The organism is Flavobacterium sp. NPDC079362 (genome assembly GCF_050267765.1).
Taxonomy (GTDB): Bacteria; Bacteroidota; Bacteroidia; order Flavobacteriales; family Flavobacteriaceae; genus Flavobacterium; species Flavobacterium azizsancarii.
The window spans coordinates 82,280-104,096 of record NZ_JBNNFM010000019.1 but is presented as its reverse complement, the minus strand read 5'-3'; the positions used below and the strand labels follow the sequence as shown (position 1 = coordinate 104,096).

At 34.0% G+C, this 21,817-nt stretch carries 16 protein-coding genes; 8 read left to right on the top strand and 8 right to left on the bottom strand.

The window, feature by feature from the left end; genetic code table 11:
• Window positions 1-214: 214 nt before the first annotated feature.
• A complete protein-coding gene (locus ACQKCJ_RS16230; RefSeq protein WP_271338146.1) occupies window positions 215-400 on the bottom strand; it encodes a hypothetical protein in 186 nt (61 codons plus the stop codon).
• A gap of 265 nt (window positions 401-665) precedes the next feature.
• Between ACQKCJ_RS16230 and pflA the strand changes: the two genes are divergently transcribed.
• The gene (gene pflA / locus ACQKCJ_RS16225) at window positions 666-1,448 is read left to right on the top strand and encodes a pyruvate formate-lyase-activating protein (protein ID WP_427402419.1); all 783 of its coding nucleotides are present in this window, start codon (window positions 666-668) and stop codon (window positions 1,446-1,448) included.
• Between the two features lie 158 nt (window positions 1,449-1,606).
• Window positions 1,607-2,953: a deoxyguanosinetriphosphate triphosphohydrolase gene (locus ACQKCJ_RS16220; RefSeq protein ID WP_271338142.1), complete on the top strand. Its 1,347-nt coding sequence runs from the start codon at window positions 1,607-1,609 to the stop codon at window positions 2,951-2,953.
• Window positions 2,954-3,041: 88 nt separating this feature from the next.
• Here the strand turns inward: ACQKCJ_RS16220 and ACQKCJ_RS16215 are convergent, their stop codons facing one another.
• The 3 genes from ACQKCJ_RS16215 to ACQKCJ_RS16205 form a co-directional block, all read right to left on the bottom strand.
• Window positions 3,042-4,043 (bottom strand): DUF3078 domain-containing protein, encoded by a 1,002-nt coding sequence (locus ACQKCJ_RS16215; RefSeq protein ID WP_271338140.1) that lies wholly within the window; start codon window positions 4,041-4,043, stop codon window positions 3,042-3,044.
• Window positions 4,044-4,077: 34 nt separating this feature from the next.
• A complete protein-coding gene (locus tag ACQKCJ_RS16210; RefSeq protein ID WP_271338138.1) occupies window positions 4,078-5,865 on the bottom strand; it encodes a 1-deoxy-D-xylulose-5-phosphate synthase in 1,788 nt (595 codons plus the stop codon).
• A gap of 66 nt (window positions 5,866-5,931) precedes the next feature.
• Window positions 5,932-6,768: an energy transducer TonB gene (locus ACQKCJ_RS16205; protein ID WP_271338137.1), complete on the bottom strand. Its 837-nt coding sequence runs from the start codon at window positions 6,766-6,768 to the stop codon at window positions 5,932-5,934.
• Window positions 6,769-6,900: 132 nt separating this feature from the next.
• Here ACQKCJ_RS16205 and ACQKCJ_RS16200 point away from each other — a divergent pair, with 132 nt between their 5' ends.
• The 4 genes from ACQKCJ_RS16200 (at window position 6,901) to pbpC (ending at window position 16,497) form a co-directional block, all read left to right on the top strand.
• Complete coding sequence (locus ACQKCJ_RS16200; RefSeq protein ID WP_271338136.1) at window positions 6,901-7,344, top strand: nucleoside deaminase; 444 nt, start codon at window positions 6,901-6,903, stop codon at window positions 7,342-7,344.
• Between the two features lie 202 nt (window positions 7,345-7,546).
• A complete protein-coding gene (locus ACQKCJ_RS16195) occupies window positions 7,547-13,225 on the top strand; it encodes an alpha-2-macroglobulin family protein (protein ID WP_427402418.1) in 5,679 nt (1,892 codons plus the stop codon).
• Window positions 13,226-13,388: 163 nt separating this feature from the next.
• Window positions 13,389-13,979, top strand: a complete 591-nt coding sequence (locus tag ACQKCJ_RS16190) for a transposase (RefSeq protein WP_271338134.1) — start codon at window positions 13,389-13,391, stop codon at window positions 13,977-13,979.
• A gap of 142 nt (window positions 13,980-14,121) precedes the next feature.
• Window positions 14,122-16,497 carry a penicillin-binding protein 1C gene (pbpC, locus tag ACQKCJ_RS16185; protein WP_427402417.1) on the top strand — a complete coding sequence of 792 codons (2,376 nt, stop codon included), beginning with the start codon at window positions 14,122-14,124 and terminating at the stop codon, window positions 16,495-16,497.
• Window positions 16,498-16,503: 6 nt separating this feature from the next.
• On the opposite strand, the gene ACQKCJ_RS16180 is transcribed toward pbpC, so the two are convergent.
• The 3 genes from ACQKCJ_RS16180 to ACQKCJ_RS16170 all read right to left on the bottom strand — a co-directional run bounded on the left by ACQKCJ_RS16180 (window position 16,504) and on the right by ACQKCJ_RS16170 (window position 19,692).
• A complete protein-coding gene (locus ACQKCJ_RS16180) occupies window positions 16,504-17,298 on the bottom strand; it encodes a hypothetical protein (protein ID WP_271338133.1) in 795 nt (264 codons plus the stop codon).
• Between the two features lie 165 nt (window positions 17,299-17,463).
• A complete protein-coding gene (locus ACQKCJ_RS16175) occupies window positions 17,464-19,008 on the bottom strand; it encodes a ribonuclease E/G (protein ID WP_271338132.1) in 1,545 nt (514 codons plus the stop codon).
• A gap of 393 nt (window positions 19,009-19,401) precedes the next feature.
• Window positions 19,402-19,692 (bottom strand): HU family DNA-binding protein, encoded by a 291-nt coding sequence (locus ACQKCJ_RS16170; protein ID WP_007805026.1) that lies wholly within the window; start codon window positions 19,690-19,692, stop codon window positions 19,402-19,404.
• Window positions 19,693-19,832: 140 nt separating this feature from the next.
• Between ACQKCJ_RS16170 and mutY the strand changes: the two genes are divergently transcribed.
• Window positions 19,833-20,882 (top strand): A/G-specific adenine glycosylase, encoded by a 1,050-nt coding sequence (gene mutY, locus ACQKCJ_RS16165; protein ID WP_271338131.1) that lies wholly within the window; start codon window positions 19,833-19,835, stop codon window positions 20,880-20,882.
• Window positions 20,883-20,885: 3 nt separating this feature from the next.
• Here the strand turns inward: mutY and ACQKCJ_RS16160 are convergent, their stop codons facing one another.
• Window positions 20,886-21,104 (bottom strand): hypothetical protein, encoded by a 219-nt coding sequence (locus ACQKCJ_RS16160; RefSeq protein WP_271338130.1) that lies wholly within the window; start codon window positions 21,102-21,104, stop codon window positions 20,886-20,888.
• 270 nt (window positions 21,105-21,374) lie between these two features.
• Here ACQKCJ_RS16160 and ACQKCJ_RS16155 point away from each other — a divergent pair, with 270 nt between their 5' ends.
• Window positions 21,375-21,815, top strand: coding sequence for a single-stranded DNA-binding protein (locus ACQKCJ_RS16155; RefSeq protein ID WP_271338129.1), 441 nt, complete (start codon window positions 21,375-21,377; stop codon window positions 21,813-21,815).
• Window positions 21,816-21,817: the final 2 nt, after the last annotated feature.

The window sequence follows — 21,817 nt, the reverse complement described above, 5'->3', positions numbered from 1 at the left end:
GTATCGTAAATTAAGAACCGCCTTGGTACGGATCCGTATGCCGGGTGGTGTGGAAGGTCGCCTAGGGAATTAATCCCTAGGCTCCTATCCGATTTTATGGCTCTTATGAAAAGCGCTTTAATTTGATTCTTGTTTAATTCACATTAACCTCAAAAATTTCTGTATAAGTAATAGAGGTTTTTTCTTTGTCATTAAATTCATAATTAACAACTGCTTATATCGTGTTAATTCCACTTTTGATTAATACTTCTTTTACATCGATACCTATCTGAGATGTTTTTTTTAATGTTCGTTTAACTTTTGTGTTATCGGCATCTGTATTTTCAATTTTAAAATTACGTTTAGCATAAGGTACATTGGCTACTAAATAGTGATATTTTACGGTGTCTCCAACTTTCAAATATTGCTTGACATCTTCTTTAAGTCGCCTTTTGTTTATTATTTGATTTTGATACGTTTCTATATTAATGGATGTCCTTTAAAGTTTTCTACATTTCCTTTCTTAGTATCATGCGTTAATTACCTCATTTCTTTTACATAGATAGCTTATGTGTGTTTCAAATAAGTGAAACGCCTTTTTTAAGCAAACAAAAAGCTATGTTTCTATGTGTTAAAAACAATTATACCAAGCGTGTTATTATTATTTAAATTTCATTTAAGAAACTATGTATTTTCAATTACAAGATATTGAAGCCGCAAAATTGAATATTGATGATCCCGATCATTTAAGAATACATTCTCTTGAAACATTTGGTACTCATGACGGGCCAGGAATCAGGATGGTAGTATTTGTACAAGGATGTCAGTTTAGGTGTTTGTATTGTCAGAATCCAGATACACTAGATGTCAAAGGAGGTTCTTTGGTCGAAATAGAAGAATTGGTAAAAAGAGCTGTTCTTCAGAAAAGTTATTTTGGTAAAACCGGAGGAGTTACAGTTTCCGGCGGAGAACCTTTGCTTCAAAGAAACAAACTACTTCATTTTTTTAAATTACTGCAGGAACAAGGCATTAATACATGTCTGGACACCAACGGAAGACTAAATAATCATCAAGCACAGGAACTTTTTGATAATACAGATCTTTTATTGTTGGATGTAAAGCATATTAATGACGAGATACATCACAAATTAACCGGTTTAACCAATAAAAATACCTTAGAAGTTGCTGCCTATAGAGAATCTACCGGAAAACCAATGTGGTTAAGATATGTTTTAGTTCCCGGCTGGACAGATCAACCTGAATATCTGGAAGAATGGGGACAACATTTTATCCATTATAAAACTGTTGAACGTGTTGAAATTATTCCTTTTCATCAATTAGGATCACAAAAATGGGAATTACTAAATATGCCGTATTTACTAAAAGATACTGCACCGCCAACAGCAGAAAGTAAAACAGAAGCATTTACTATTTTTGGTAAATATTTTAAAAATGTAATCCTCAAATAAAGCATTGTGTTTTAAAATAATAATAGGAATGTTCAAAAATTTATCTTTTAATTATGCAGGGATAGTCTATTTTGTTTGGATAAAATCCTAAAATAAAATGTATTTTTGACGTTTTAGATCATCAATCTAAAATAGTTAATCTACAATCTAAAATTACAATGAACTGGGAACAACTTTTATCACTCAAACGCCAAGGCGATACGAGCAAGAGATTACGTGTCGAACAAGATGATACCCGACTGGGTTTTGAGGTAGATTATGACAGAATTATCTTTTCGGCAGCATTTCGATCACTACAGGATAAAACACAGGTTATTCCGCTTTCTAAAACAGATTTTGTACATACAAGACTTACCCATAGTTTAGAAGTTTCGGTTGTTGGACGTTCGTTAGGACGTTTGGTTGGAAAAAAAATAATAGAAAAATATCCGCATCTAAAAGAAGTTCACGGTTATCATATGAATGATTTTGGGGCCATTGTTGCTGCGGCTTCTTTGGCACACGATATTGGAAATCCGCCTTTTGGACATTCTGGCGAAAAGGCAATTGGAGAATATTTCTCAATAGGAAACGGACTAAAATACAAGGATCAGTTAACGGCCAAAGAATGGCAGGATTTAATTGATTTTGAAGGAAACGCAAACGGTTTTTCGGTTCTTACAGCAAGTCGTCCAGGAATCGAAGGAGGGCTTCGAATTTCATACGCCACTTTAGGTGCTTTTATGAAATATCCTAAAGAGAGTTTGCCTAAAAAGCCAACAAATGCAATTGCAGATAAAAAATACGGTTTCTTTCAGACTGATAAGGCATTTTTTGGCGAAGTAGCCAAAGATATGGGAATGATCACCAATAAATCAGGAGAGGATATTGGTTTTGAAAGACATCCTTTAGCTTATTTAGTAGAAGCTGCAGATGATATTTGCTACACAATTATCGACTTTGAAGACGGAATAAATCTAGGCTTGGTATCTGAAGATTATGCTTTAGAATATTTAATCAAATTAGTAAAAGACAATATTGGTGTTGCGAAATACAAAACTTTAACAACAAAAGAAGACAGAATCAGTTATTTGCGTGCTCTGGCAATAGGAACTCTGATCAATGATGCTGTAAATGTATTTATTGAGAACGAAGAAGCCATTCTTGCCGGAAAATTCCCTTTTGCCTTAACAGATAAAAGTAAATACAAAGCTCAGATGAATGATATTATCAATTTAAGCGTAGATAAAATCTATCAAAGCCGCGAGGTTATCGAGAAAGAAATTGTGGGTTATCAAATCATCCAGACTTTATTGGATAAATTTATAACTGCTTTTAATAATAAATACGAAGGAACAGCTTCAAATTACGATAAACTGATTTTGAAAATGTTGCCGGAAAAACATCAGTTAGACAAAGATAATTTATACGAACGTTTATTGCATATCTGCCATTATGTTTCATTACTAACAGATGGAAATGCACTAGAATTATTCGAAACAATAAACGGACGAAAAAAGAATTAAAACGACTTTGTTTGATCTAAAAAAAATAACACATAAAAACGATGTTTCTATGTGTTATTTTTTTGTTTAGTATAGAGTGCTATTTTTATTATTGAAAAGCATATACAAGACCAACACCGAGAACTTGTCTTAGCTGTGCTCTTGGTCCGTTATTTACCTGAGAAGTAGATCCCGTTGTTGGATCAATAACATCTTTTTTAGTTTTGATATCGTCATCATAAACCAAATGAATACCAATGTTTGCTTTTACATAGGCATTAACTACAAGATCTAAACGAGTATCATAATCAATATCGACATTCCCGAATTTGTTAAGATAATCAGTGTATAAACTCAGTCTGTTCTCATAAAAAATGTTTTTATAAATTTCATTTTTCATATATCCGGTCAATAAAATACCAAATTCAGCTTTTATTTTCTGTCCGTTTTCAATTAAAATCTGGCTGTTAGGATCCATCGGATCAGGAGCGTAAATGGCTTTTTTAACACCAAAAGATCCCTGATTAGCTAAGTCCTGATCTAATACCAAAGTAGTCTTTAAAGTAATAGGAGAGAAATAAAATACTCTGTTCTTCTTTTTATTTGAGTTTTCTGCCCCTGCTCCTAAAAATACATACGCTGGTGCAAAAGGTTTCGAAATCGCAATGTCTCTGTTAGGGTAGTTGTACCCATTTGTAAATTGCGTATTGAAGTTGAATTTAGCCGAATAATACCAATTTGAAGCTGTGTCTTTTCTGAATCCATAAGTAGAATTCAGCATAAGAGCGTCATCTGTTTTTCTAAGTTCAGTACCGTCCTGTTTATTCAAACCATATTTCACAATAAGTTCATTCACCCATTTGTGATTTCCTATTACATAAGTTCTGTTAAATTCACCTTTGAATAAACCGGAAATCGAACTTGTTCCCCCTGCACTCCAATTCACAAAGGCAATTTCTGAAATGTCAAATCCCAATTGATTTTTTTTAGTCCAATTAGAAGGCGGTGGAGGTGTTTCATTAGGAGCTAAAGTCGTTTGTATGATTTGAGCAAAGTTATGTGAGGTACACAAAAGCAATAAAAGCAAAAGGGTAGAACGCAATAATTTCATTATGATTTCAGTTTTTTTTGGTAGTGCAAAATAATTATTTTGTGCCGTTAGAAAAAAGATTTATCAAACTTTTAACGTCTATTTTGCATAATTGTTGTAATTGGTTTACAGTACCATGTTCAATAAATGTATCAGGAATGCCCAAAATGGTCACTTTATTCTTAAAATTATGCGAGGCTGCAAACTCCAGAATCGCACTTCCAAACCCACCATTTACTGTGCCGTCTTCGATCGTAATTATGTTCTCAAAACTAGAAAAAATAGTTGTTAATACGTTGGTATCTATGGGTTTTATGAATGGAAAGTCATAGTGCGCAATTGTTTCAGAATTGTTACATTCGCTAAGTGCTAAAGTCACGTTATTTCCAATGGTTCCAGTAGATAAAACAGCCGTTTTAGTTCCGGATTTTAGTTGGCTAGCCTGTCCTATAATAATTTTTTGATAATGTCCGAAATTTTCTACTTCCCAATTTGGTAAAACTCCCCGACCTCTTGGATATCGAATTGCGATGGGATGATTTAAGCCCAATTGAGCGGTGTATAAAATGTTTTGTAACGCAATTTCGTTAATTGGTGCGTAGATAATCATATTGGGAATCGCTCGTAAATAAGCAATATCAAAAACACCGTGGTGTGTTGCGCCATCTTCACCAACCAAACCAGCTCTGTCTAAACAAAAAATAACCGGCAAATTTTGTAGTGCCACATCATGAATCACCTGATCGTAGGCGCGTTGCAGGAAAGTCGAATAAATAGTACAATACACAATCATACCTTGCGTCGCCATTCCGGCAGCAAGCGTTACAGCGTGTTGCTCTGCAATCCCAACATCAAAAGCACGTTCCGGAATTTCGTCCATCATAAACTTTAGAGAACTACCAGATGGCATAGCCGGAGTAATTCCTATAATTTTTTTGTTCTTTCTGGCCAGATCTAAAATAGTCAAACCAAAAACATCCTGATATTTAGGAGGAAGATTGGCCTCAGATTTTAAATGAATTTCCCCGGTCGAAGCATCGAATTTTCCTGGAGCATGGTATTTTACCTGATTTTCTTCAGCTTGTTGAAGGCCTTTTCCTTTTGTGGTTACAATATGAAGAAATTTAGGGCCTTTTATCTTTTTTAAACGGTTTAATTCTTTGATTAAAGTTGGAAGATCATGACCGTCAATAGGTCCTGAATAGTCAAAATTCAGAGACTTAATCATGTTATTCTGTCTCGGGTTTTTTCCTTGTTTTACAGCAGTAAGATATTTTTTAAGTGCACCAACACTTGGGTCAATTCCAATAGCATTATCATTTAAGATCACCAATAAGTTAGCATCAGTAACACCGGCATGATTCAAACCTTCAAATGCCATTCCTGATGCAATAGAAGCATCGCCAATAACTGCAATATGCTGCTTGTCGAAATCACCTTTTAATTGAGATGCAATTGCCATTCCCAGTGCTGCCGAAATAGAAGTAGAAGAATGCCCAACGCCAAAAGTATCGTAAATACTTTCGCTTCTTTTAGGAAAACCAGAAATACCATCAATTTGTCTGTTGGTATGAAAAATTTCTCTTCTTTCAGTCAAAATTTTATGTCCGTACGCCTGATGTCCAACATCCCAAACCAATAAATCTTCAGGAGTGTTAAAAACATAATGCAACGCGATTGTCAATTCGATTACACCTAAACTGGAGCCTAAATGTCCTTCTTTTACAGAAACGACATCGATAATAAAATCACGTAATTCCTGAGCTACCTCAGGAAGTTGCGCTTCAGAAAGTAAGCGTAAATCAGCGGGATTGTGTATGTCTGAAAGTAAATTGCTTTTCATTGTAAGGTAAAAAGCAAATTTACGGTTTTAAATTTAATTTGTACGTAGGGTTCAATTAGTACTATTTTAATTTTTAACTGTAATCGGTAAAACATAAGTTGATCGAACGACTTTATTTTTTAGTTTTCCGGGAATCCAGTTTGGAGCTTTTCTCAAAACTCTAATAGCTTCTTCTCCTATTTTTATTGGGGTATTTTTGGGGATATTAAAATTACTCAAACTGCCATCTTCTTCGACTACAAATAAGATATTTAATTTTTCCTGAAATTTTTCTGGTTTGTTTGGAGCAATATAATTTTTGCTAAAAAAATCATAGAATTTTTTCATTCCATTTTCTGGAACTGGTAAAACATCTAAATCAGTTGAATTGTATATAATATTATACTTAAAACTTCCTGTTTCAATAGCATTAGCAGGAAGCAAAACGCCTATTGTAATCCCACTTCTATTTTTTTTTGTTTTTTCTTTTTTAGATTCGATCTCATGTCCATAACATGAAGAATGAGCCTCGCTTTCATCCTGATTTTGCTTGGTATTGTCAATAATTTCGATTTTATCAATCTTATTTTTGTTCCCATCTTTATCCGCACAGCTAAATAAAGTAGTTCCCATAGCAATAAATAAAGCCAGTAAAAATATTTTATGATACTTCGTTTGTGTATATAAAACCTGACTTGGTATTTGAATAATTATAGTTTCTAATTGTTCATTTTTAAATCTTCCGCAGATTTTCTTATTTTGATTTTGAATAAAAAAATGCTGAATTTCATTTGGCAATATTGAAGTAAAGTCCACAACAGTTTTAGAACAACTTAAACAAAAACGACCATTATCTTTTGGCTCCATTTTATTCCAGTCTTCTTGACAAGGTTCGGGAATCGATATTTTAAAATTTCTTTCCATATTTGAATATCAGCATTTAAATATAATAAAAAATAAGTATGAAATAAATCATTTTTTTGAGGCAATTGCTTTTTTAAATTGCCCCAAAGTTGTAGTTGATGTTTTATTTCAAAAATCCCTATTTTTGCAACTATGATAAATCCCTTCACCGACGAATATTTTATGAAAAAGGCTTTGCAGGAAGCTGAGGTAGCTTTTGAGAAAGGCGAAATTCCTGTTGGAGCCATTATTGTTGTGGCAGACAGAGTAATTGCAAGCAGTCATAATTTAACTGAATTACTCAATGATGTTACGGCGCATGCTGAAATGCAATCCATAACAGCAGCAGCTAATTTTCTAGGCGGGAAATATCTTAAAGATTGTACACTTTACGTTACGCTCGAACCTTGTCAAATGTGTGCCGGTGCTTTGTACTGGAGTCAGATTTCGAAAATTGTTTTTGGAGCCCGGGACGAACAACGTGGTTTTATAACCATGGGTACTAAACTACATCCTAAAACTACCGTAGTTGCTGGAATTATGGCGAATGAAGCTGCTGATTTAATGAAACGTTTCTTTTTAGAAAGACGAAAATAACATTATGAAATCTAATAAACTCCTTATTTTCTCTTTAAGAATTTAAATAATTATCTTCGGAGAATTTTCCTCTTAAATTATTTAGAAAAATAATCTATATTTACTACAATATAATTGACAGTACAGCAGTTATGCATTTGATTCGAAAAATTTAAAATGTTCTGTCAATTTTAAATTTGTAACCTTATAATTCTAAATAAAAGTGAAAGCAAAAGGATTAGTTCTCGTGTTTTGTGTGTTCTTTATTTTTCAATCTTGCGGTAGAAAATCAGCTGCTGATTTTAATTCCGATTTTTCACTATTTAAAGAGTATATCGTCAGTTTTACGGGAGGAATCGTCTCCTCGGAATCTGATATTCGGGTAGTTTTAGCCTTTGATAAAAAAGACTGGAAAGTCAATCAGGTTTTAGACAGTGATTTGTTAGATATTTCACCAAGTGTCGACGGAAAAGTAGTAGCACTTTCCACCAACACACTTGCCTTTATTCCTGAAAAAAAATTAAAACCCGGAACAGAATATCAGGTTACTTTAAACTTAGATAAACTAACCGCAATTCCGAAAGAAAAAGAGGCGGCACTTTCGAAATTCAACTTCACGGTAAAAACAATCAAACAGGATTTTACGATAAATACGGCAGATCTTCAGTCGTATAGCAAACAATATCAGTATTTAAACTGTGTCTTAAAAACAGCAGATAATATTGATCTTGAAACTGCTGTAAAGCTAGTTTCGGCCAATCAAAAAGGAAATAATCTAAAGATTAAATTTGAAAAAAAATCAGGTTCTGCTAAAGAATTCCATTTTGTAATTGATAGTATTCAGCGTTATGATGAGGCTACAAATCTTGAGATTAAATATGACGGAAGTGATTTTGATATTGACAAGAAAGGACAATTAGATTACGCGATTACAAGTATAAATGAATTTAAAATCGTAAAAGTTGATATTCCGGAAGGAAGCAATCAATCCCTTTTAATCAATTTTTCGGAACCATTAGAAAAAGGACAGGATTTTAAAGGATTGGTCTCAATTCAGAACACTAATAATTTAAAATTTTCGACACAAGGAAACGTGCTGAAAGTTTATTTTAGTAATGAAGCTGCAGCCAAAAAAGAAGTTCCCGCTCCGGTTGCGGTACAAGAGCCGGCATATGTTACTGTCGATTCTGCCTCAGTAGCGGTCGATTCTGCAGCAGTTGCAGTAGACACTGTTTCTGAAGTTGTGGAGGTTGTTCCTGATGAGCAGCCCGAAACGGTTATAACAGGAGAATTATTATTAGAAGTTTTTGAGGGAATCGAAAGCCAGTATGGTAAAAAAATGGACTCGAATTATACCGAGAAAATAACTTTTGGACAAATAAAACCAAGTGTTCGTTTTATTAAAAACGGAACAATTCTGCCAAGTTCAAATAATTTAAAGTTAAATTTTGAAGCTGTAAATTTAAGTGCAGTTGATGTAAAAGTATATAAGATTTATAAAAACAATATTCTTCAATTTCTTCAGTATAACCAATTAAACGGAAGTCAGAATCTTAAAAAAGTAGCGCAGCCAATTGCAAAAACAACACTAAAATTAAATGAAAACGGATTAATAAACCCAAGTAGATGGAATACGTTTGCCTTAGATTTATCTAAAATAATTACACCGGAACCGGGAGCAATTTATAGAGTAGAATTTGTTTATAAAAAGAAATATTCTCTATATAAATGTGAAACCTCTGAGCCAGACCAAAATGATGAAGACGAAGATGAAGTTGATGAAAATGATGTAAACTACAGTGGCAACTCCTACGATGATTATGACTATGATTATGAGAGTTATGACTGGAGAGAAAGTGAAGATCCTTGTACAGGCTCGTATTATTACAACGCCAAAATAGGAACTAATATTTTAGCAACTGATTTGGGGGTTATTGCCAAAAGAGGAGAAAATAAATCATACTTATTTGCCGTAAATAATATAGTAACAACAGAGCCAGTATCAAATGCAAGAGTTGATTTGTATACCTATCAGCAGCAAAAAATAGCTACTGCTGCAACAAGCAGTGAAGGGATTGCTTCATTTCAATTAGATAAATTCGCTTATTTTGCCATCGTTACTTTAGGCGATCAATCGACCTATGTCAAACTGGACGACGGACTTTCTTTGTCTGTAAGTAATTTTGATGTTGCTGGAGAAACTTTGCAAAAAGGGCTAAAAGGATACATTTATGGAGAGCGTGGCGTTTGGCGTCCGGGAGATAATTTATATTTATCGTTTATCTTAAATGATGAGTCGAATAAACTGCCAAAATCACATCCAATAAAGTTTAGACTGAATGATCCAAACGGAAAAACTACCTATCAGACAATTCAGAAAACAAATGAATTAAACCATTATTCATTTGTAGTTCCTACCAGTGCAGAAGCGCCAACAGGAAATTGGGAAGCGATGATAAGCGTTGGTGGTGCTAAGTTCTATAAAAGCATTAAAATTGAGACAATTAAACCAAACCGATTAAAAATAAAGAATAATTTTTCAAGAAAAACACTTTCGTCCTCTTATCCAAATACTAGTAATCTTGAAGTTACGTGGCTTCATGGTGCAATTGCGAAAAATCTGAATGTAGAAATGCAGGCTAAATTTTCGCAGCAAACGACAACGTTTAAAGGATATGATAAATTTACTTTTGATGATTTGGTACGCAAATTTAGTACAGAGGAAATCAATGTTTTTTCAGGAAAATTAAACGAAAACGGAAAAGCTACAGTAAATATAGAGCCTAAATTGCAAGGTCAGGCGCCGGGAATGCTTCGTGCGTCATTCATTACAAAAGTATATGAAGAAGGAGGAGATTTTAGTACAGATGTTATCTCGACTACTTATTCTCCCTATAAAACATATGTAGGAGTAAAAGCACCTGAGCTTAACAAATACAATATGCTTGAAACAAGAGCAAATAATCGCTTTGAGGTGGTTACTGTTGATGAAAACGGAAGGCCAAAAGCAGTTCGAAATCTTGAAGTCAGAATTTATAAGGTAGACTGGAGATGGTGGTGGGATTCTTCAAGCGATAATTTATCTAATTATAACTCATCGAACTCAACAACAGCTTATAAAACGACCATAATTGATACAGATTCTAACGGAAAAGGAAGTTTTCAATTTACTTTGACAGATGAAGAATGGGGACGTTATATGATTCGGGTTTCAGATCAGGACAACGGACATGCAACTGCATTGACAGTAAATATTGACTGGCCAATTTGGTCCGGAAAAACACGTAACAGAGATGCTTCAACAGCAAATATGTTGGTATTCTCAACAGATAAAAAGAATTATGCAGTGGGCGAAAAAGCCCAAATCTCTTTTCCTTCAAGCGAAGGCGGACGTGCTTTAATTTCGATCGAAAACGGATCAAGAGTAGTGCATACACTTTGGGCAAAAACAAAACAAGGAGAAACCAAAGTCGAGATTCCAATTACGGCGGCAATGGCTCCAAATGTGTATTTTAATATTACACTTTTACAACCGCATGCTTCGACCAAAAACGATTCGCCTATTCGTATGTACGGAATTGTTCCAATAGAAGTTGTCGACAAAAATACCATTTTGGCTCCAACACTTTCAATGCCGGATGTATTAAAACCAGAGCAGACGTTTACAGTAAAAGTGGGAGAGAAAACAGACAAAGAAATGACTTATACTATTGCTGTTGTAGATGAAGGTTTACTGGATTTAACTCGTTTTAAAACGCCAAATGCATGGGATAGTTTTTATGTTCGTGAAGCTTTAGGCGTGAAAACCTGGGATATTTATGATGATGTTATTGGAGCATATGGCGGAAAAATAAATCAGATTTTCAGTATTGGTGGAGATCAGGATTTAGGCGGAGGAAAAGCCAAAAAAGCCAACCGGTTCAAACCTGTTGTATTGTATTATGGTCCATTTAAATTAGAAAAAGGGCAAACCAAATCACATGAACTGAAATTACCTAAATATATTGGCTCTGTTCGAACAATGGTGGTTGCCGGTGATGCAAATACAAGTGCTTATGGAAGTGTAGAGAAAGCAACTCCTGTTCGCAGTCCTTTAATGGTATTGGCTTCATTGCCAAGAAAAATTTCACCATCGGAGAAAGTAACAATTCCTGTTACAGTTTTTGCAACCGAAAGTAAAATTAAAAATGTTTCCATTCAGATAAAAACAAGTGCCGGACTAAAAGTAATGGGAAGTGCAGTTCAAAGATTGACTTTTGCACAACCTGACGAAAAAATGGCATATTTTAACTTAGTGGTGGGGGCTGCAACAGGAATTGCGAAAGTTCAGGTTATTGCGACTTCAGGAAGCGAAAAATCAGTTTATGATGTCGAGATTGATATGACAAATCCTAATCCGGTTACAAGCACTTATACTGATGTGATTTTGCCGCCAAACAGTACAAAAACTATTGCATGGCAAACCTTTGGTGTATCCGGAAGTAATAAAGCGAGACTAGAAGTTTCATCAATGCCAACTATTAATCTGAACGGGAGATTGCAATTTCTTATTCAGTATCCGCATGGATGTGTAGAGCAAACAACCTCGTCTGTTTTTCCACAATTGTTTTTAAATGATGTAGTCGATTTAGACGCAACCAGAAAAGGACTAATCCAAAAGAATATTACTGCAGGAATTGCCAGATTGGGAAGTTTTCAGTTATCAAACGGAGGATTGCTTTACTGGCAGGGCAATACAATTGCAGACGATTGGGGAACTTCATACGCCGGACATTTCCTGATAGAAGCAGAGAAAAAGGGATATGTTTTACCAATAAACTTTAAATCAAAATGGATTTCGTATCAACAAAAAGAGGCGAAACAATGGCGTTTTGAACCAAAGTATGGTAATGATATGGCGCAGGCTTACAGGTTATATACATTAGCCTTAGCCGGAAATGCCGATTTATCATCAATGAACAGATTGCGTGAAACAAAAGGTATTTCGAACGAAAGTAAGCTTCGTTTGGCTGCAACTTATGTTTTAGCCGGTCAAAAGGCGGCGGGACAAAATCTGTTATTGCGTACAAGTGTTGATAATGAATCAAGTGATTACAATTATTACTATTACGGTTCAAGCGAAAGAAACAGAGCAATGGCTTTAGAAACGATGTTGCTTTTAGACCAAAAACAAAAAGCATTTACTATGGCCTCAAAATTAGCCAAAGAAATGTCTAATAATCAATGGATGAGCACGCAAACAACAGCTTATTGTTTGTATGCGATGTCGAAATTTGCAGCAAGTAATGGTCCTAAAGGAATCAATATTCAGTTTAGCAAAAGCGGTAAAAGCGAAACTATAAATACACAAAAAACAATTGCCGACAGAAGTTTAGTAGTTCAAACAGGATCTAATAGCATTACACTCAAAAACAATAAAAACAATACGATTTATGTTCGTGTTTTAAACACGGGAATATTGCCAATTGGACAAGAAAATGTAGTTCAGAGTGATGTTGCTGCTGCTATTGTTTTCAAAAATAGAAAAGGCAGTGTAATCAACGTTTCTAAAATTAATCAGGGAACCGAATTTATTGCTGAGGTAACGGTTAAAAACCAAAGAAATGAAAGCATTGAAAATGTAGCTTTAACCCAAATTCTGCCTTCAGGATTCGAAATTGTAAATACTCGTTTTACTGATTATGGTGATGCAACAAATAATATTGCCGATTATATAGATATTCGTGACGACAGAACTAATTTCTATTTTGGAATGAAATCCAGAGAAACAAAAGTATTCCGCATTTTGCTGAATGCATCTTACTTAGGGAATTATTACTTACCTGGATTACAATGTGAAGCCATGTATGATAATACATTCCTTGCCAGAACAAAAGGATTCTGGGTTGAGGTGGTGAAATAAAATTCACATAGGATTACGTATCCTAACAGGTTTTTAAAACCTGTTAGGTATTTATATGAATTCTAAGAATAAAAATAAAGTTAAAAAAAAAGATACCTAATAGGTTTTAAAAACCTGTTAGGATAATAAAAAGTTAAAGAAATAATTTAAAAGTTCATTGAAGGTGAAGAAGGATATTTTTGAAGCGGGACAATATTATCATATTTATAACAGAGGAAATAACAAAGAGAATATTTTTATTGAAGAAAAGAACTATAATTATTTTCTGGAAAAAGTAAAGAAATACATTTTACCCATCGCAGATATTTATGCGTATTGCTTGCTTAAGAATCATTTTCATATCGTGTTAAGGATAAAAGATAAAGTGGACATTTCTGAAAAATTAAAAGAGAAAATTCATCTGCCATTTTCGAATTTGTTTAATGCCTATTCAAAAAGTATTAATGAAGCTTACAATAGAACCGGAAGTTTATTTCAGGAGCATTTACAAAGAAACAGAATAGAAGATGAAAATTATTTAAGGCAATTAATTGTATATGTTCATTTAAATCCTGTTAAACATAAATTTACGGAACATTTTGCAAGTTATTTACATTCATCATATCGTTCTTATTTGTCTGAAAGAAGGACGAGTATTGATAGAGATTTTATTTTGAATTTATTTGGAGGATTAGAAAATTTTGAATTCTGTCATGATGAAAGGAGAATTATGTACGAAGGATTAATGAATGATATTTATTTAATGGACGAATAGAAAATCCTTAAGGTTATTTATTCTAGCAGGTTTCCAAAACCTGTTAAGTATGTTATAGAAAAGGATATTTTTTTTGGGGATTGAAAATAGATGCCTAACAGATTTTGGAAACCTGTTAGGATATGAAAATGATAATATTATTTTGAAAAATAAATTAATAGCGTTCTCACAACGCATTATAAATTGGATTAAAAAAAATAGGATAAAATCAGTAATTGCATTTTTGCTCTTGCTGATTTATTATTTCTCATTACCCCGAACTTTATTTCAGGAGCCTTATTCTACGGTAATCGAGAGTAAAGAAGGCGAATTATTAGGAGCTAAAATAGCAAGAGACGGACAATGGCGTTTTCCTGCCCAAGACAGCGTTCCCGATAAATTCAAGAAATGTATTGTTTATTTTGAAGACGAATACTTTTATAAACATCTGGGGTTTAATCCTGTGGCGGTGGTAAATGCTATCAAGCAAAACCGAAAAGCCGGAAAAGTAGTCAGAGGAGGAAGTACATTAACGCAGCAAGTTATCCGATTGTCCCGAAAAGGTAAAGGAAGAACTTATTTTGAAAAATTTATCGAAATTATTCTCGCAACACGATTAGAATTAGGATATTCTAAAAATGAAATTCTTGAGTTGTATGCTGCTCATGCGCCCTTTGGAGGAAATGTTGTTGGACTTGAAATGGCTGCATGGCGTTATTTTGGTGTGCAATCCAATCAATTGTCCTGGGCAGAAAATGCAACTTTGGCCGTTTTGCCAAATGCTCCAAGTTTAATTTATCCGGGTAAAAATCAGATTAAGTTATTAGACAAACGAAACCGACTTTTACTAAAACTACATAAGGAAGGAATAATTGATAAACAAACGTACGAATTGGCTGTTGAAGAACCATTACCTCAAAAACCGTATGATCTTCCGCAAATTGCACCACATTTATTGCAAAGAGTTGCAAAAGGAGAAGAAGGAACACGTGTAAAAACAACTATTGATTATTCATTACAGAATAGAGTAAATCAAATTGCAAAATATTACTACAATCAATACAAGCAAAATGAAGTCAATAATTTAGCAATTTTGGTGATCGATGTTTCAAATAGAAGCGTCATGAGTTATGTGGGAAATGCCCCAACAGATAAAGACCACCAAAAAGATGTTGATATTATTGATGCGCCACGTAGTACCGGAAGTATCCTGAAACCTCTTTTATATGCTGCGATGTTAGACGATGGCGAGTTGTTGCCCAATACTTTGGTAGCAGATATTCCAACGCAGATTGCAGGATATACACCTCAAAATTTTAATCTGACTTTTGATGGTGCTGTGCCTGCGCATCGTGCTTTGTCACGATCATTGAATATTCCGGCTGTTTTGATGCTGCAGGATTTTGGCGTGAATAAATTCTATGAAGAATTACAGAAATTCAAATTAAGAGATATCAATAAAACGCCTGATCATTATGGATTATCTCTTATTTTAGGTGGTGCCGAAAGTAATTTATGGGATTTGTGCAGAACGTATGCAAGTTTGTCTTCAACGGTTAATTATTATACTAAAAATCAAGCAAAATACAGAACCAAAGAATTTACAGAGCTCAATTACAGAAATGATTTTGAGCCTGATTTTGGATCAGAAACAGACCAGAAGAATATAATAGGCGCCGGATCAATTTGGTTGACATATAATGCAATGGAAGAAGTGAACCGACCTGAAGGAGATGAAGCCTGGAAGTTTTATGACAGTTCCCTGAAAATTGCCTGGAAAACAGGAACCAGTTTCGGGAACAGAGATGCCTGGGCAATTGGAACAAATTCGAAATATGTAGTGGGAATTTGGGTGGGAAATGCAACAGGCGAGGGAAGGCCAACCTTGACCGGTGTAACTAGTGCAGCGCCTGTTTTATTTGATATTTTTAATTTATTGCCAAGACAAAGATGGTTCGAAACACCTTATAAAGATTTAGATGAAGTAGAGGTTTGTCGCCTGAGTGGTTATCTGGTAAAAGAGGAATGTCCTAAAATCAAGCAATGGGTTCCCAAAAAAGGAAAATCTACAGCAGTTTGTCCATATCATAAAACAGTTCATTTAGACAAAACAGAGAAATTTCAGGTTAACAGCAGTTGTGAAAGTATCGATAATATAGTAACTAAAAATTGGTTTGTTTTACCGCCCGTTATGGCTTGGTATTACAAAAGCCAGCATATTGAGTATTTGCCTTTGCCTCCTTTTAAAGAAGATTGTCAGGGAACACAAACGACAACGATGGATTTTATTTACCCAAAGTCGAATAGCAAAATTTATTTAACGAAGAATTTTAATAGCGAAGTTCAGCCTGTAATTCTTAAAGTAGCCTATTCAGAGAGGGATAAAGAATTATTTTGGTATGTTGATAATGTTTACAAAGCAACAACAAAAACGTTTCACGAACTGCCAATTACACCAACATCAGGAATACATCATATTACGGTGGTGGATGCTTTTGGTAATGAAATAAGAAGAAAAATAGAAATTCTTAGAGAATAGATTTTATTACATGACTCTGATTTGCGTGTATGCTTTTTGATTTCTTGAAAATCTGAAAGTAGTCCCAAAAGTAAAGCCTTTGATTACCGGAATCTTATCGTTATTAAATGGCTGTGAATAACCAAAGCCTAAATCTATAATATTTAGCAGCGTTACTCCGGCCAGGGCATAGGCATGTTTGTCTGAAAGGCCGCTCTTGACAAATAGAATCTCCCTGTTATAGGATAAATGGAAATCAGGTAAGCCATAGTAAGTATGGTTATAAGAAGTTACTCCGAATCCTACTCCTAAAAACAATTTATTTTTGTTTTCACAATCTAAACAAAATTCAAGCCCGCCGGTAAATTGACTTTTTACGGCAATTTTATAATCTACAAATAGAATTGGCCATTCTGGAATTTTAAAACCAGGACTGTCTCCATTTTGCTTGTAAGTGAAATCTCTGGATTCAATAAGATTGCCATCTTCGCTAAACCATTTAGCATTTCCTATTAAGTGCTCTCCTTCGGGATCTTTTGAATATCCTTCAAATTGTAGTGTGTTGTCTTTTAGGTAATAATCCTTAATTATATAAAGAGAACGGTATTTTTTACTTTGCAGCCAGCAGCCGGGTTTGTCTTTGTTTTGCAGTGGTTTAATTCGATAATAAAGCGCAGTTTCTTTGTTGGTTTTTTTCCAATTCTGATCAAAGAAAATAGTGTCATTCTGAGCAGATATTTTTGATGAGATTAAAAGTATAGTGATAAGCAGAAAATTAATAGTGATATTTCTGCGTAGGTTATTGATTTTATTTGTTTGCATTTTGTGTCTTTTAGCTTTAAGAAAATATTAGGCAAGGTACTTTTAAAGTTGTATTGTAATGACCATTATAAGTTTTCTTTGTAATGTTAAAAGCCATAAGGCGTATAAATGAAAAACTTTAAGGCATAAAAAAACCGCCAATCTTTCGAGAGGCGGTTTCTGTTTTTATTCTGAAATGACATTTCCTTTTTTATCATAGAAATGATATTCTAAGTACGTGTAAGCGTCACGAGGTATGATTTTCACCCATTTCTTATGTTCAAAAAACCATTTTGAACGTAATGATGGAAAACCTTGACTGAGGTATGCAGCCACAAACGGATGTACATTAAGCACAACATTTTTGTGGGTTTTTAAAATTCTGTCCAGATCAGATTTGATTCTGTCAATGATTAAAATTGGCGCTTCAATTTCGCCATGTTCATTGTTAGGATCTTCTTCTCTGGTCTTAATATTAACTTCTGGTCTTACGCGTTGTCTGGTAATCTGAACTAAGCCAAATTTACTAGGCGGTAAGATTTTATGCTTTGCTTTATCGTCGCTCATTTCTTCTCGCAAGAAGTCGAACAGAACCTTCCTGTTTTCAGGATTAGACATATCGATAAAATCTACTACAATTATTCCGCCCATATCACGCAAACGAAGTTGTCTGGCAATTTCAGCGGCAGCAATCATATTTACTTCCATGGCGGTATCTTCTTGATTCGTCGCCTTATTCGAACGATTTCCGCTGTTTACGTCTATAACGTGAAGAGCTTCAGTGTGTTCGATGATAAGATAAGCGCCTTTGCTCATAGAAACCGTTCTTCCAAATGAAGTTTTGATTTGTCTCTCTATATTGTATTTCTCGAAAATTGGAGTGTCATTTGATTGATAAAACTTAACAATCGATTGTTTTGAAGGTGCAATTTCTTGCAGATATTCCTTCGTTTGATGGTACAACTCTTCGTCATCTATCTGAATACCACTAAAGGTATCATTGAATACATCTCTTAATATCGAAGAAGCCCTGTTGAGCTCTCCTAATACTTTTGATGGATGATGAGCAGTTGGTAATTTTTTACACATTGCAGTCCATCTGCCAAGCAGGTTCTGCAAATCTTTTTCTAATTCGGCTACGTTTTTGCCTTCGGCTACTGTGCGAACAATAACACCAAATCCTTTTGGTTTGATAGATAATACAAGTTTTTTTAGACGATCCTTTTCCTTTTTGTCTTCTATCTTTTGTGAAATAGAAACGCGGTCAGAAAACGGAACGAGAACAATAAATCTTCCTGCCAATGAAAGCTCAGCGCTTATTCTTGGACCTTTGGTAGATATAGGTTCTTTTACAACTTGGACTAAAACAGATTGATTGGCACTTAAAATATCAGTAATGATGCCATCTTTGTCAATCTCTTTTTCAAACTGAAAGGTTTTTAGGGAGAAATCTTTTATTTTACCTGCGCTTACAAGTTTTATGAATTTCAGTTGAGAAGCTAAGTTAGGTCCTAAATCATGATAATGTAAAAAGGCATCTTTTTCGAAGCCTACATTTACAAAAGCAGCATTAAGTCCGGCAACGGGTTTTCGTATTTTGGCAATAAAAATATCACCAACCTGAAAGTTGCTTTTCTCTTCTTCCTTGTGTAATTCAATTAGTTTTCCATCTTTTAATAAGGCAAAATCTACGGCTTCAGAACTAGATCTAATGATTAATTCTTTATTCACACTGTAAATTTTTATCCGTGAATTGGTTGTCGGTTGTTTGTTGATAGTTGTTGGTAAAATAACCAAAAACCAAAAACCAAAAACCATCAACTTCTACAAGGATGGATTAAACAATATTTTTTTAACAGGTATTGAACCCGGGGAAAAGAAGATTAATAGAGAATAGAGTAAAGAACATAGATTTTTACGTCTATATTCTATAATTCTTTTCTCTTTCATCTTTTTTTTCAATTTCAATGAACGTTTAAAAAGAAAAAAGTAGTTTAAAACTACTTTTTCTTTTTGTGACGGTTAGCTCTCGCTCTTTTCTTTCTTTTGTGCGTAGCTACCTTATGTCTCTTTCTTTTTTTACCACTTGGCATATCGTGTCGATTTTATGATTAATTAATAGTATTATTTTGCTTCGTTATTCGTTTTTACTCCTTCTACAAAAACTTTTGCAGGTTTGAATGCAGGAATGTTGTGTGCTGGAATTTTGATAGTGGTGTTTTTAGAAATGTTTCTACCTGTTTTTTCAGCTCTTGTTTTTACAATAAAACTTCCAAAACCTCTTAGGTAAACATTGTCTCCAGTTTCTAATGAAGTTTTAACTTCTTCCATAAAAGTTTCTACTGTTGCTTGAACATCTCCTTTTTCAAGACCTAGTTTCTCTGAAATTTTCGCTACGATATCTGCTTTCGTCATTTTCTTTCCTATTTTATTTTATAAATGGTGTACTATTTTTTTGAGTTTGCAAATATAGGAATTAAAAAAATAATTAATCAAGCTAATTCGTTAAATTTTAATTACATAAACATTTACTTTTGTATTCTAAGTATTTTGCAATGAATTTTTCTAACATATTGATAAAATGGTATTTACAAAACAAACGTGATTTGCCATGGCGAAAAACCACCAATCCGTACCATATTTGGCTATCAGAAATTATGTTGCAGCAGACAAGAGTTGCGCAGGGAACGCCCTATTTTTTCGCTTTTACCGAGGAATTTCCTACCGTATTTGATTTGGCAAATGCCTCTGAAGAGCAGGTTTTGAAACTCTGGCAGGGATTAGGCTATTATTCACGCGCCAGAAATTTGCATAAAACAGCGCAATATGTCGCAAATGATCTCAAAGGAGTTTTTCCTGATGCTTATAAAGAGTTATTGAAATTAAAAGGTGTTGGCGAATACACGGCAGCAGCAATAGCTTCTTTCTCTTATAATGAAGCCGTTCCTGTAGTTGATGGGAATGTGTTTAGAGTACTTTCCCGTTATTTTGATGTTGAATCTGATATTTCTCTGCCAGCCACTAAAAAAGAGTTTACAGAGTTAGCACACGAATTAATGCCAAAAGATAATCCTGCGATTTTTAATCAGGCAATTATGGAGTTTGGCGCTTTGCAATGTGTTCCTAAAAGTCCGGATTGCCCGGTTTGTGTTTTTAATGATAGTTGTGCGGCACTTCAAAAAAAGAAAGTTGCTGTTTTGCCGGTAAAGTCGAAAAAATTAAAAGTCACAAATCGTTTCTTTAATTATTTAATTTTAGAAGATGTTTTAGGAAATACTTCAATTCAAAAAAGAACAGCAAAAGGAATTTGGCATAACCTGTATGAGTTTCCTCTTTTAGAAACGACAGAAATTGTTGGCTTTGATGTTGTTTCAAAAGCAGTTCAAAATGATGTTTTTCCGTCCTATAGTATATTAAGTATAGAGGAGTGTATAGAAACAACTGTTATTCATAAACTTTCGCACCAGCATCTTCATATTCAGTTTTGGAAAGTCAAGATTGCAGAAGTAATAGAAAGCGGATTGAATACCAGTGAATTGAAAACTTTTCCCTTTCCAATTGTAATTTATAATTTTATTGAAAAGAAATTTGAATTAGAAGTTTAAGTATTATCGTTGATAAGCATACAGGAAAAGTTTGATAGAAATTCCAATGAAAATCCCGGCGATTGCCATTTCACAAGCGGAAGTAGCAGCTTTGGGTTCTGAGTTTTTCTTTTTGGCATAAATAAGAAACCCTAGTATTGGTAAACAAAGCGAAAATATCTTTAAAATAAAATGCAGATCTTTATTTGAGGTTTGACTGTATCCTGATTTGTTTTCAAACATAGGAGTGGTTTTAAAAGCGAGATTAATGAGTAAGTAATTTATTACGAAAGTATATTGTTTTTATGGTTTTACAATCAATTTGTATATTTTTAATACAGTGACTTTAAATTCAGTTACGGAAAGATAAGATCCGATAAATAATTTAAAATAGATTGAATACCAGTGATTTAAAAAATTTTTGTTTTCCAATTGTAATTTGTAATTTTATTGAAAAGCAAGAAATAAATTGCTAAAAAAATGTATCTTTGGGATAAATACCACGAATAAATTATGAACGGAACATTAAATAAGGTTATGCTAATTGGTCATTTAGGAGATGATGTAAAAATGCATTATTTTGATGGAGGAAATTGCATTGGACGTTTTCAATTAGCTACAAATGAGGTTTATATTAATAAAACTACCAACGAAAAAATAACTTCGACGGAGTGGCATAATTTAGTTGTACGTAATAAAGCAGCTGAAATTTGCGAAAAATATCTTTCTAAAGGAGATAAAATATATGTCGAAGGACGCATAAAATCGCGCCAATGGCAAGCCGAAGATGGTACTACAAAATATACAACAGAAATTCAGGTAACTGAGTTTACTTTCTTGACTACCAAAAAAGAAACTGGAAATCAGAAGCCAAACCACGATTCAGAACCAGTAAAAAATACTAACTTTGATGCGACGAGTGAAGGCCTGCCTATAAACGACCTGCCTTTTTGATT